Origin of the sequence: Endozoicomonas sp. ALC020 (assembly GCF_049275935.1) — a bacterium.
Classification (GTDB): Bacteria; Pseudomonadota; Gammaproteobacteria; order Pseudomonadales; family Endozoicomonadaceae; genus Endozoicomonas_A.
On the sequence record NZ_CP184830.1, the window covers coordinates 3,910,600 to 3,922,958 of the forward strand.

Genomic DNA, 12,359 nt, shown 5'->3' on the forward strand with positions numbered 1-12,359 from the left:
GCCTCCCTCAACGGATGAAGGAGACCCAGGGCATTAGTTCTGTGAGCGATAAAATGCCAGTGCAGCGGCCGCTCCGTTTTCATCAGAACCCAGAACCGCCTGCAGGGCACCCAGACAGCACAGAACATGGGTCTGGTCGGCGCTGCAGCCCATCAGCCCTATCCGCCAGACCTTTCCAGCCAGATCACCAAGGCCTGCACCAATTTCCAGGTTGTACTTTGATAAGAGTTCACTTCTCACCCGGGCGTCGTCGATACCATCAGGAATCCTGACCGCATTCAGCTGGCTCAGACGTTCATTTTCAGGAACAACCAGTTCCAACCCCATGGCTTCAAGACCGGTTGCCAGGGCCTGATGATGAAGCTTGTGGCGGCGCCAGGCGTTTTCGATACCTTCTTCCTGCAAAATAACCAGAGCTTCGTGGAGGGCATACATGGCGTTGACAGGCGCAGTATGGTGATAAGCCCTTTTGGCCCCCTTACCCCAGTATCCCATGATCAGATTCATGTCCAGGAACCAGCTCTGGACTTTGTGCTTGCGGCTGGCAATTTTCTCCACAGCTTTTTCGCTGAAGCTCACCGGAGATATACCTGGCACACAGGAGAGACATTTCTGTGTGCCCGAGTAGATAGCATCGATACCCCAGGCATCTACTTCCAGCTCAGATCCACCCAGTGACGTGACCGCATCAACGATGGTAAGGCAGTTATGCTCTTTGGCCAGACGACAGAGTGTTTCTGCATCAGAGCAGGCACCGGTAGAGGTTTCTGCATGAACGAAGGCCAGAATTTTGCTGTCCGAGTGAGCCTGAAGCGTTTTTTCAACTTCAGCCACATCAACAGCACGACCCCATTCACCCTGAACAATAACGGGTTCGCCACCTGCCCGCTCGACGTTTTCTTTCATACGGCCACCAAAGACGCCGTTAATGCATACCACTACCTTGTCGCCTGGTTCGATCAGGTTGACAAAACAGGCTTCCATACCGGCAGAGCCGGGTGCGGAGATGGGCAGTGTCAGGGCATTGCGGGTCCTGAAGGCGTACTGAAGCAGCTCCTTGACCTCATCCATCATACGGACAAACTCAGGATCAAGATGACCGATAGTGGGTCGGGACAGAGCCTCTGTAATTCGAGGGTATACATCTGAAGGGCCCGGGCCCATCAGTGTTCGTTTGGGCGGATGAAATGATTGAATGGTCATGTCTTGTTCTGCTGTTGGTTGACCTTTTGGTCAGGTTTATGACAAAGGGGTGTGTATGTAATACACATTTTATCAGTAACTATCAATGTTCAATTTTTTTTGAGCACTGTATACACTTTTCGGCAAACCTTTGCCAGAAATATGGAGTGGCCATGAAGCCAGAACGCTATGATGTCATCTTTGAACGTGCCTGTGAACGCAAGGGGGGAGAAGCAGCCGTTGAATCCTTGCTGGTAAAACCCCTTTCCAATGACCAATTAAGAAGTATTCCGGATGACCGCTATCTTGCAGAACTTACCCGCAAGGTTTTTCAGAGTGGATTTGTCTGGAGAGTTGTGGATCAGAAATGGCCTGACTTTGAGGAGGTATTCTGGGGTTTTGATATTGACAAGTTGCTGATGATGCCTGACGACATGCTGGAGCGAAAAGCAACTGACCCTAAAATTATTCGTCATCTCAAGAAGGTCTGGAGCATCCGGGAAAATGCCCTGATGATCCATGATGTACGACAGAGAGAAGGTAGCTTTGCACAGTTTGTCGCGCTCTGGCCTGAAGATAATATCATTGGGCTTTGGGCCTATCTGAAAAAACATGGCAGTCGTCTGGGCGGCAATACCGGCCCCTATGCCCTGAGGGCATTGGGCAAAGATACCTTTCTGATGACACGGGATGTTGAAGGCTATTTTCGTGCTATGAAAGTCATTGAAGGCAGTGCAACCAGTCAGAAAAGCCAGAAAGCCATCCAGTTATTCTTCAATCAGCTCAGGGAGACCAGTGGTCGATCGTTGGCCGAACTTAGCAGAATATTGGCTTTTGGTGTCGGTGATAACCATGTTCAGGCGTTGGCTGACATGGCACACTGAATAAAATTTTATTGGTCAGCAAAGTATCACGATTGGCCGTCCTCCATCGGAGCCACAGCCTGCCCTACCTGCCCTGAGAATAAGTCAGATCAAAATGGCACCGCCATGCTAAGCGGGTATACATCAGTAGGCAAGTTTCTGAAGAAATAATGTTTTTCAGGGTCCTTCTGACTTCTCAAATCAGAACGCTAAATATCACCCAGCATATTTTTGAGATGAAAGCGTCCGATGTCCAGCTCCGGTGTCCAGAAGTCTACTTCGTGCAGGTATTCCATCTTGGCGCTTAGTTTTTCCAGTTCGGGTTTGATTGCTCTTGAACGAAACAGAGGGTCATTTACCTGTCGGACAATACAATCAGCGTAGGCTTGGTAGGTCTCTGACTTGTCTTCTTCAGGGAGTCTCAGGGCCTGCTCGAGGTCACGATAAGTTCCGATAAAATCACCATCAAGGAGTTTTTCTTTGGCTTGTTCACGGAAATAGGCCGTGGTCACTGGAATGGCAAACATAGCCAGATCTTTTGACCAGATGTGTTTCAGCCTGAGAGCTTCAAGCTGACGTATGATGTTTTTAAGCGGAACCTGATTTTCAAGTTCATGGTTCAACAGGCCCAGCCAGGAGCTTATTTGAATTTCATCAATGGCCTCGGTAAATTCATGGGGGGCATCTCCCAGGGCATAGAAACGCTCTATGGCCTTAATAGCAGGAACAAAACTTCCGTTACCATAATGAATCATCACCGCAATAAAAGCGGCTTTGCCAGCAATCTTTAGCTTCTTTTTCCCTTTGGGCTCCTCACTCCAGCGAATGAGAGAGTCCTGAATGGCCGAATTATTGGCGCGAATATAATCCAACTCCTGATTAATTTGTTCGGGCGAGTATTCATTGACCAGCATGAAACAGAAAAGAGATTCCAGCAGCTTGATCTGATTCTGGGCAACGGCATCCTTGAGTTTCTGACTCAGCTCGGCCCGAGTCATTTTTTCTGATAGACCCGGGTAAGGGCTGTTGCTCTCTTCTGGCATAACGTTTTCAATGGGTTCAGCTGCTTTATTCATGGTTCCTTCCGGTCTGTCACACCTTAAAAAACACTCTGTTTTGCAGGCGATGTGGCTTATATCGGCCATATTTCCGGTATCTGAGAGCAGCTTGTCAGTTTATGCCTCTTGATTCAGTGATTTATACCCATCGTGCTTTCTAACTTCTGTGTAATGCATATACATCGCCGTATTCCCATAAACCCGGAAAAATCAACTGATGAATGGGTAAATTGTTGATTTACTTCACCCAGAGCCGATAAATCGGTCATTATTGTGACTCAGGAATAGCGATGAAAACAGGACCACGCCTGCCGAATGATCAGGTTCAATCTGATCAGATGCCTCGGCAACAGGACTTGGATTCAGGGCGTTTTAAGCACTGGTTAGTCAAAAGTACGGTCGGTCAAACTTTTCTGCATACGCTGTCTTTAGCAATCACTCAATCCACAACTTTGCTCAGTCGGGTAACGCAAATTATATTATTGCCTTTGCTCCACCTGATTGGTCATGGAGAGCTTCTGTCAAGCAGAGTGCAGAAAATTGAGCAATCGAAATCAGAGCCGCAGCAAAGATTACCGTTTTTGGTCATGAATCTGATGTCACTATCAACCCGGTTTGATGATGAAGATAAGGCAAGACTTTATGATTTCAGTGACGGCTGTTGCTATGGTCTTGCCTCAAGCTACGTACTATACGAGCAGATGGGATGTACAGAGGAATATGATGAACTTTTGAGCACTGTCAGTCAGGATCCGGCACTGGGCTGGGTATTCTGGAATAACCACTATGATCATCTGGCGGATGCTATTCTGGATGCCCAGCAGATGTTTAAAGCCGATCCTGCCACGCAGGATCAACAAACGCTCTTTTTATTAAAACTGCGGCCTTTTTGTGAATCGTTACTGGCTTTTCAGGCACCGGCAACCACGACGTTGCAGGAAGAAGTGCCTGTGCAAAATACAGAGAAGACTGCACAATGGATTGTCTCAGCGGCTGATGGCAGTACTCCGGTCTTACATTCAACTCCCTGGTACCCCATTGGGCTTACCCAATCCGGGTTGCGCTTATTATTAAACGAGATCGCAGAAACGATTCCGGAAGGCCGGGGAAGCCGTCTTTTTCACCTCGCAACCGGCAGACATATCCTATCTCTGAAGTTGACTCCCGAAGGATTTGAAATCAGGGATCAAAATATTCGTAACTATAAGGAGTTATTTAAAAAGGAACGGGACTTGTTCGCCTTTGCCGCTGGCTGCCTGGCCGACTCTTTAAACACCAGTCAAATCTTTTCATCAGGCATAGCTATTCCAGACGAGTCAACGGATACCGTATTTGCCATCAAGGAATTCACAAACCTTTCATCAGCCAGCAGCAACTCAGGGTACAAGCGTCTTGAAATCCTGTTAGCGGAAATTCCGGAATCCGGGCTTTTACCCATAAATCATCGTAACCCTCATAATTTCAATCAGTTGCTACTGGCTGTTAAATGTGGAACCAGTGAAGTGGCTGAAACAGTGATGGTTAAAGCCACGGAGGTCGCAGACATAGATCCAGACTTTTTCAATCAGCAAGATGATTTTGGCCAGACTGCCCTGACTTGGGCTGCACTCCAGAATTATACAAATGTCGTGGATAAGTTGTTAGATCAGCCGGGCATTCGTACCAATCTACCCAGACAAGATGGTGCAATACCATTACACTGTGCCTGTCATTATGGTCACGCCGAAATAGTGGAAAAGTTACTCGTCAGACCTGATGTCCAAATAAATCACAAAACGAATGAGGGCGAAACCCCGATACAGATTGCGATCAAAGCCGGGCATATTGAAATCGTTAAACGTCTTCTTGAAGAAGGTGCTGATATTGAAACATCTTCAGAAGCCTTAGCCCCTGAGGCATGTCGTGGTGAAATCAGGGAGCTGATAGAGACAGAGCTGAAGAAGCGTGGGTTATAGCCAGCAGAGAAAGCACAAAAAAGCGCTTTTTACTGAAAGTGCTTGAGTGTTGTTTACGTTCTTCTTATTGAACTCCGGCACAATAGCCCCAACGAATCAGGTGGGGGATAGGTGCTCTCTGGAAACATTCAGAACCAGGTGATGTACCAAGACCTGTTTACATGGACAGAATAACCACCTGCCGTTTTTGGCACCAGCTTATGAACATTCGCCATCTCAGTTGTTCCCATGAACTTTTTCTTTGTAAGTCAGTCAAAGCCCATATGAGCTTGACCAGGTATAGCGTCCGTCTCGCTTCGGGGGCGCTATGTCGGTCAGGCTCCTGGATAAATAACCAGCTTAAAGGAATAAGAGTATGCAGGGCATTCGCAACCTATCGAAGAATACTGTCGGTGCAGCTTTCGAATTGAGGTTTTATGGCAATGAGTCCAGAAAGCCAGTTATTTTGTTACAGGCCCGTGAAGACGACAGCTATTACTTCTTTGCTGGCAAATCCGTTAAGGCTGTCAGAAAGGTTTCTGCCTTCTTTTCCAATGCTGACACCTGTTACATTCATACGCAGGACGGCATCTCACGGTTCCACGCACGCCCTGTCTCAGATATTAAGTCTCTGTTTTCTCCTATACCGGATGCTCAGACTAACTCAGCAAGCACTGACAATTCTCCTGTCACAATTAGCTCTACCTCCGTTGACAGTGTTGACAATAAAACATTACTCCCGGAGAGCGCCGCCCACCCTGAAAAACAGCAGCCCTCAACATCGGAAGATGTAACGCCAGCGCCTGAGCTCAAACCTGGACATATCCTGGATCACTCTTACGCGACGCCACAGAAGCCTTTAAGCCCGGATACCCATCTTGTTGGCAAGGCTCATGGCTCTTCGACTCCAGTTGCCATGACCAATGATCCGGTAGAAAACGTTACCAGCACTCCTGTTGCCATTGTTCCTGATCAGGACTTCTTTCCATTACTGGCTCTGCCAGAGGAGGTTATATCCCGGATCTTGGGTTATTTATCCCACAGAGATGCAGTAGCGATGGAAGAAAGCTGTCTGCGTTTAAGGGAAATAGCTGCTTCGGTTCTGAGTGCCAGGAACATCGCCAGCAGCAGGGTATGGTTCAAACAGTTCGCGCCATCACAACAGCAGATATTCATACAGATCGCCAAAAATTTCAGTGAACCTCAAGTCAGAGCCTGGTTGATGCAGTTTACCCGGGATAAAATGCTGGTGAATCATCTCTGTCGCCAGTCAGACAGGGAGGTGACAGACAACTCTGAGGCCCGGAGCCCGGAAAAGATACCATTGTTCCCTCAACTCCTGTTTTACCAGGTGAGTCAATTGATGATTGACAGTCCGGTTTTGCAGCCGGATCTGGTAGCAGACATTCAGTGCAAGTCCTACATAGTCGAAACCGCCATACTCAGCCACGATGCCAGCTACCTGTTGACCGATTGTTATGGCGCCGATGGCAGAGCAAAAATTCATGCTCTGGCGGCGAAGAACAGTGACTGCCAGCAGATCCACATTCCTCATGTTGGCAGGGTCAGGCAGGTCATCTGTAGCGCAGATAACCGCCATATACTGAGCTTCTGTACCCAATGTACGGTAAAAATCACCAGCCGTTCTGACGATGACCGCTGGGCAGAGCAACTTTGCATTGTCCATAAAAAAAAGATCAGATCAGCCAGCTTCAGCCCCGACAGTCGGCATGCGGTGACGGTCAGCGGCGATAAAAATGCGTACATCAGTTCAGTAGACCAGGATGGCCGCTGGGCATTAACAGCGACGATTGTCCATGAGGGGGATGTTTGTTCAGCAAACTTCAGCCCTGATAGCTGCCTTCTAGTGACCGCCAGTGAAGACCATACCGCCAAAATCCATAGGCGTGCAGCTAACGGCAAATGGTTGCCGATAACCACCTTGCAACACAAAAACAAAGTCATCTCAGCCGAGTTTAGCCCGGATAGCAAGCATATCATCACTGTCTGGACTAATCAGACTGGTAAGTTTGGACAAACAGCAACGATTTACAGCGTTAACCCTGATGGTTGCTGGACAGAAAAAGCCGACATTAGCCACTCCGACAGGATCTGCTCAGCCACCTTCAGCCCCGACAGCTGCCATGCAGTGACGGCCAGTCTCGATCACACGGGTACCGTCTTCAGTTTTGATAGCGACAACAACTGGCAGAAAAATGCGCTGATCAACCATACAGGGAGGGTCAGCTCTGCCAGCTTTAGCCCCAATAGTCTGCTGATAATAACCAGCAGTGATGATCACTCGGCGAAAATTTACGGGTTTGATACAGACCACAGGCGCTGGACAGAGCAAATGGCCATTATGCATGAAGATAAAATCAATTCTGCCCTGTTCAGTGCTGATAGTCGCCATATTTTGACACTATCGAGCAACGACACATCAGAGCCCAAAAACAATTGTAAAGCCTTAATCCACTCTCTCTGTACCGAAGGGCAGTGGCTGCCTGGCGCCAATATTGAGCTAGAGGGCGGGGTCTGTTCAGGTCAGTTCAACCACGATGGTACCCATGTTGTCATCAACGACTTTTCAGGCGATGCCCAGATCCTTGGCTGTGGCAAAGATGGCAAATGGTCGCGTAAAACTCTCATCCGCCATCCATACTCGCTCAAATCATCAGAATTCAGCACCAACGGCAGCCATCTCGTCACCATTAGCAGCAAGGGGAAGCGGATTAAAGTCTGGCGCCTCTGCGGGCTGGAGGCAGCGCCAACATCCCATTCAAAAGGTAAACGTGCTGCAGCGTCATCGTTATTGTCGCCGCCTCCAAGTAAAAAGGCTCGCAGGTGAACGGTTAGCAAAATCGTCGTAAACCCTCGCCCAATCGAGGGTGTTGTAAAACTTCAACAGCTCGTTCTCACGCTCTGAAGTCGTCATTCCCGCGAAGGCGGGAATCCATCGCCAACGGTGGATCTCTGCCTTCTCGGGGATGACAAGGCCAGGGGGACACCGGGCAGTATGGTTCTGGTGGTGAGTCATTGTGGATTCCCGCCTTCGCGGGAATGACGAGAATGAAGCCGGGAATGACGGGAGTCAACTCGTTCCCAGGCTGGAGAGAGTTTTGCGACACCCTCAATCGGGCGGGGATATAAGACGGGAACGCAGAGCGTTCCGGTTGAGTATTTGTACGTAGTTGGTTATATTTTCCATCGGTCTGTCTCTATGCAGAGACTCACGGTGACGAAAACCAAGCACTGTTAACAAAAAATTAAGGCAGAGACAACTGCCCAACCGCCCTTGAAGAACCAGACGAGCCCATACCTGAGTGACCCGTTAAGGCTGCGGCAAATCAAACAAAAGACCAATAAATAACCGAGGGGCACCCGGTTACTGCTGATGGAGGCTTCTGTGTAAGTCCAGTCGCTATAGGCTGGCTGTAGCCTGTGAAGTCAGAAGCCTCGCCTGACAAGGCAGGGAGTGTCACAGACTATCTTGGAATAGCCACTTATGATCAAAAATTATTGCCATTTTCAGACGGTGTGCCATTGAGGTTAGTGCGTCTGGTTTGATTTTTGATTGGATTGAGTGCTTAACTGGCAGAAACGCCCAGTAAATACCTCTACGTTGGAGGAATGAAGCCATGAGGTTTCAACCTGCCCCGATTAATTCCAAGGGAAAAAAGATGAAAAAAATCCTTTTATTTCTATTAGTGTTAACTGCTTGCGGACTCAGTAAAGCGGCGCAATACGAACTAAACCGGGATATATCAAGAGTGTCATTTGCTACGGTGAAGTTAGAGTACGTTATTGAGTCGGCTTCAATATCCTCTCTAACGGGCAGTATTAATGAAGCCGGTCTGTTAACTCTGGATATTCCAATCTCTGGCATTGACACTGGCATTGGAATTAGAAATGAGCGCTTGAATAAGCTGTTTTTCCAATCGGATTTATTTCCCAGTGCTAAGGTTTCTGCACAAATTTCCAACTCATTATTAGCCCCTGATACAGTGGTTCAACAGCTAACTGTGCCGGCAAAAGTAACCCTCTATGGCCAAACACAAGAGTTGGAATTTTCCGTCAATGTGGTAAAAAGCGGAAACCTGTTGTCGGTAGCCAGTACACAGCCGGTTATCGTTCGAGCTTCACAGTTTGGTATTCCGGCTAAAAATCTGACAGAACTGGCAAAAACAGTGGGACAGATCCCGATTTCTGACACCGTTCCTGTCAATTTTTCATTAGTATTCAGCAAATAAAATAGATCTACCTGGAAAGCAGGATGGCGGGATCAGTTCTCTGTTCTTGCTTGATGGCGGCCAACCATCCAGTGCAGCCAAGTGGTATGGAATATACCTCTTGGCTGCACTAATTTTGCTTGGACAGCTCTTTATATTTGGTGACAATATTTTCCAGACTTTTCTTTTCTGTATCCATGATGTCCTGAACACTCTTTGGGACCTTGTTCATGTTTATCTGGCTCATTTCGCTTAACAGTCCTTTTGCTTGGTTGTTCAGCTCTTCGAGCTGACCGGCTGTTAAATTTTGACCCTTATTTCCTCCGGCTGTTAAATTTTGATCATCATCTTTTTTGGTGTTCTTCAGGCGCAGTTCGGCAAATTTTTCGGTGACGGGGTGAGCGGATTTTAGCCAGGGTGTGCAATGATCGAGGGTGTATTGAAAACTGTTCACCCGTGCTACCTTGAAAACACCTGTACCATGGGTTTTCTCGGTAATGCTTTCCAGAGGCACTTTACCGAAAGGCGTGTCATCCAGGCGTATTTTGTATTTACCTTCTGTCCTGTTCTTGAGGTCATTCAGCAGCGTCGTGTAATTCTGGTATTCCTGCCGGGATATAGTGTCCAGTTGTTGATTCAGCCATTGGGATACTTCTTTACCCGAGTTGGGCTCAAGGTCCTGCAGACTCATGGGGTCAAGATGGCCGTGCTCGGACAGGGGTAACATCATCTGACTGACTGCCGCCATTCTCACATTTCTGCCGAGCTGATGTTGGTCAAAGAAACGATAGAAGCCGGTAAGGCTTTCACCTTTTTGGAAAGCAATGTCTTCCAGTCTGTTCCTGAGTCCTTTCTGGGTATCCGAAGCACTGCTTTTGTTACTGAGGATTGAGGAGCCTGGTACTTCATGCTTGAACCATTTTTTATCGACACCCCCTTTTTCGGATGCCCCCGTCAGAGCCATGGCTCTCAGATATCGGGTGAAAAATTTCGGCATCTGCTCTTTCCAGGGGGTGTCCTTGCGCTGAGCGAGACTTTTGGACATATATTTTGCCGGTGCATCCAGTGCCGCTTGTCTTTTTCTCTGGCGTCTGGCCGGAAGAGAAATTTCAGTGATAGGAGCGGCTGGCTCTGTCTCAACCTTCTCTGATGGTGTGACAGGCGTTTTCTGAATGCTCGCTGGCTCTTTGCTTTTTGCAGTCGGAGCTACACTATCGGGCAGTGAGCTGGTGCGGACTGGTGGTTTTGGAGGCACTTTTTTAACGGTTCTTTCCGGGGGAGCTTGCTTCAGAAGTTCTTTACCCTTTGTTTCCAGACGCCGATAAAAATGCTTCTGCAAGTCTTTTATCGCAGCGGGATCGTCTGCGAGTTCCGGGATTCCCAGTTTTTGGGCTGCGCCCCTCAGGGCTTCCTGTACGTCAGAGAACGCATCATCTCCCTCAGCACAGGAGCCGGGTTTGAAGGTTGCAATCAGTTCCCGGTACTCTGCCTGCTTGTCCGTTGCCCATGATATTTTGGCCAGGTGATGGTCCAGTAGATTGCTGGTCGCTTTTTGCATAGCGGCAGTCTGAAGCAATGTGTTCGTTGGAGGTGTCGCAGGCTTGCTAATGGATCGACTGGCAACTGATTTAGCTTCCTGGGGTCTTTCAGTCAGCACCTGGCTTCTGGGTCTGAGTCGGGTCTTCTGCTCAACAGAGGGTTGTTTCTGCGGCTTAAGATCGGTCGCCGACGGTGCCTGTCTGCGCGGCTGGGACGATGTCTTGTACATTTCTTTAGGCGTTGGAGGTATAACCCGGACGCCCCGTTTATAGATGGACTTTTTTTCAGGAGTCACCTGATCTCCAGGAGAGAGCATCTTGCTGACGACATCACTCAACGCCTTGACTTTGCCATCCTTGGAAACCCGATTGGTCTGCTCAGGCTGTATCCATTTTGGACCCTGACCTGAGGTTTTGTCGATCAAGCTCATACTGTCCCTGTATGCCGTTTTCTATCCGTTCCTTAAGAATAGTAGAGCATTAGTTGTTCTATTTATTATTGCCTCTGGTTTTTATTAGCTTTTGGCCGCATTTTTAATCCACTTCTTCAGCTGATTGGCGGGCAGGGCACCGGATATACGGCCAATTTCTTTCCCGCATTTGAACACAATCAGGGTTGGGATAGAGCGGATGTTCAATTGCGCTGCAATTTGCTGGTGCTTTTGAGTATCGAGTTTTGCCAGTCTTATGTTGGGTTCGAGTTCACGGGCTGCTTCGGAAAAGGCTGGAGCCATGGCTTTACAGGGACCGCACCAGGGAGCCCAGAAATCCACCACAACCGGTATATCGGTCTGGGCCAGAAAACGTTTGAAATTACCGGAATTGAGTTCTACGGGTTTGCCGTAAAAGAGTTTGTTCCTGCATTTACCGCAAGAGCCCCCGTCTTCCAGGCGCTCTTTAGGGACCCGGTTGGGAGTGCTGCATTTGGGGCAGGCGATTTGCAAGGGCTGAGACATATCATTACCTGGGACAAATGAAGAATTTTACGTGATATATGTGGGGGATTATGACTCGTTAATAGAGCATAAGACCAGATGCATTAATGCAAACTCTGGGTTAACCGCTAATCTGAAAGTAGGGCAATTGTTATAAGAAGGTTAAATCATGGACGTTTACCAAATCGTTGAGTCCGGTGTGCTGGAGAACAAGAAAGTGCTGGTGGCTGAAGATAATCCCGCCAATCAACTGGTGCTGAAGAAGTTACTCAAGAAAGTCAATATTGAGCCGGTTTTCGCAGAAAACGGTCAGGAAGCTCTGGAATACTGCAAGAGTGATCCGGAGAGCTGGGACCTGATTCTGATGGACTGTGAAATGCCCGTCATGGATGGTTACACTGCCACCGAAGCAATCCGGGAGTTTGAACAGGAGGCCGGAATAGAAGAGCATACTATTATTGGTCTCAGTGCTCATGCTATTGACGAGTTAAAAAATAAAGCCTTATCCAGAGGCATGGACGACTACTTAACCAAGCCTATTGAGCGTGATTATTTATTTCAAACCCTGGTCGATTATCTCGGCTGAATGACGTCTCAGGAAAAAGGCCAGCAAAAATGCT

10 protein-coding genes are annotated in these 12,359 nt (G+C 48.2%); 5 read left to right on the forward strand and 5 right to left on the reverse strand.

Features of this window, described 5'->3' with window-relative positions:
• Positions 1-33: 33 nt before the first annotated feature.
• A complete protein-coding gene (locus ACOJUO_RS14580) occupies positions 34-1,203 on the reverse strand; it encodes a pyridoxal-phosphate-dependent aminotransferase family protein (protein ID WP_422132733.1) in 1,170 nt (389 codons plus the stop codon).
• A 152-nt stretch (positions 1,204-1,355) separates the two neighbouring features.
• Here ACOJUO_RS14580 and ACOJUO_RS14585 point away from each other — a divergent pair, with 152 nt between their 5' ends.
• Positions 1,356-2,066 carry a DNA-3-methyladenine glycosylase I gene (locus tag ACOJUO_RS14585; protein WP_422132734.1) on the forward strand — a complete coding sequence of 237 codons (711 nt, stop codon included), beginning with the start codon at positions 1,356-1,358 and terminating at the stop codon, positions 2,064-2,066.
• 188 nt (positions 2,067-2,254) lie between these two features.
• Here ACOJUO_RS14585 and ACOJUO_RS14590 read toward each other — a convergent pair whose 3' ends face one another.
• Positions 2,255-3,121, reverse strand: coding sequence for a hypothetical protein (locus tag ACOJUO_RS14590; protein ID WP_422137343.1), 867 nt, complete (start codon positions 3,119-3,121; stop codon positions 2,255-2,257).
• A 272-nt stretch (positions 3,122-3,393) separates the two neighbouring features.
• On the opposite strand from ACOJUO_RS14590, the gene ACOJUO_RS14595 reads away from it, so the two are divergent.
• Positions 3,394-5,058, forward strand: a complete 1,665-nt coding sequence (locus ACOJUO_RS14595) for an ankyrin repeat domain-containing protein (RefSeq protein WP_422137344.1) — start codon at positions 3,394-3,396, stop codon at positions 5,056-5,058.
• Between the two features lie 355 nt (positions 5,059-5,413).
• Positions 5,414-7,885 carry an F-box/WD repeat-containing protein gene (locus ACOJUO_RS14600; protein WP_422137345.1) on the forward strand — a complete coding sequence of 824 codons (2,472 nt, stop codon included), beginning with the start codon at positions 5,414-5,416 and terminating at the stop codon, positions 7,883-7,885.
• A 67-nt stretch (positions 7,886-7,952) separates the two neighbouring features.
• Here ACOJUO_RS14600 and ACOJUO_RS14605 read toward each other — a convergent pair whose 3' ends face one another.
• Positions 7,953-8,132, reverse strand: coding sequence for a hypothetical protein (locus tag ACOJUO_RS14605; protein ID WP_422132738.1), 180 nt, complete (start codon positions 8,130-8,132; stop codon positions 7,953-7,955).
• 543 nt (positions 8,133-8,675) lie between these two features.
• Here ACOJUO_RS14605 and ACOJUO_RS14610 point away from each other — a divergent pair.
• Complete coding sequence (locus ACOJUO_RS14610) at positions 8,676-9,287, forward strand: YceI family protein (protein WP_422137346.1); 612 nt, start codon at positions 8,676-8,678, stop codon at positions 9,285-9,287.
• A gap of 109 nt (positions 9,288-9,396) precedes the next feature.
• Here ACOJUO_RS14610 and ACOJUO_RS14615 read toward each other — a convergent pair whose 3' ends face one another.
• Complete coding sequence (locus ACOJUO_RS14615) at positions 9,397-11,235, reverse strand: hypothetical protein (RefSeq protein ID WP_422137347.1); 1,839 nt, start codon at positions 11,233-11,235, stop codon at positions 9,397-9,399.
• Positions 11,236-11,319: 84 nt separating this feature from the next.
• The gene (gene trxC, locus ACOJUO_RS14620; RefSeq protein WP_422132741.1) at positions 11,320-11,760 is read right to left on the reverse strand and encodes a thioredoxin TrxC; all 441 of its coding nucleotides are present in this window, start codon (positions 11,758-11,760) and stop codon (positions 11,320-11,322) included.
• A 148-nt stretch (positions 11,761-11,908) separates the two neighbouring features.
• Between trxC and ACOJUO_RS14625 the strand changes: the two genes are divergently transcribed.
• Positions 11,909-12,325, forward strand: coding sequence for a response regulator (locus ACOJUO_RS14625; protein ID WP_422132742.1), 417 nt, complete (start codon positions 11,909-11,911; stop codon positions 12,323-12,325).
• The last annotated feature ends 34 nt before the right edge of the window (positions 12,326-12,359 follow it).

What these genes read in the sequence shown, in the direction of transcription:
- ACOJUO_RS14580 (WP_422132733.1), bottom strand. Translation starts at nt 1,203, where the DNA reads ATGACCATTCAATCATTTCATCCGCCCAAACGAACACTGATGGGCCCG.
- ACOJUO_RS14585 (WP_422132734.1), top strand. Translation starts at nt 1,356, where the DNA reads ATGAAGCCAGAACGCTATGATGTCATCTTTGAACGTGCCTGTGAACGC.
- ACOJUO_RS14590 (WP_422137343.1), bottom strand. Translation starts at nt 3,121, where the DNA reads ATGAATAAAGCAGCTGAACCCATTGAAAACGTTATGCCAGAAGAGAGC.
- ACOJUO_RS14595 (WP_422137344.1), top strand. Translation starts at nt 3,394, where the DNA reads ATGAAAACAGGACCACGCCTGCCGAATGATCAGGTTCAATCTGATCAG.
- ACOJUO_RS14600 (WP_422137345.1), top strand. Translation starts at nt 5,414, where the DNA reads ATGCAGGGCATTCGCAACCTATCGAAGAATACTGTCGGTGCAGCTTTC.
- ACOJUO_RS14610 (WP_422137346.1), top strand. Translation starts at nt 8,676, where the DNA reads ATGAGGTTTCAACCTGCCCCGATTAATTCCAAGGGAAAAAAGATGAAA.
- ACOJUO_RS14615 (WP_422137347.1), bottom strand. Translation starts at nt 11,235, where the DNA reads ATGAGCTTGATCGACAAAACCTCAGGTCAGGGTCCAAAATGGATACAG.
- trxC (WP_422132741.1), bottom strand. Translation starts at nt 11,760, where the DNA reads ATGTCTCAGCCCTTGCAAATCGCCTGCCCCAAATGCAGCACTCCCAAC.
- ACOJUO_RS14625 (WP_422132742.1), top strand. Translation starts at nt 11,909, where the DNA reads ATGGACGTTTACCAAATCGTTGAGTCCGGTGTGCTGGAGAACAAGAAA.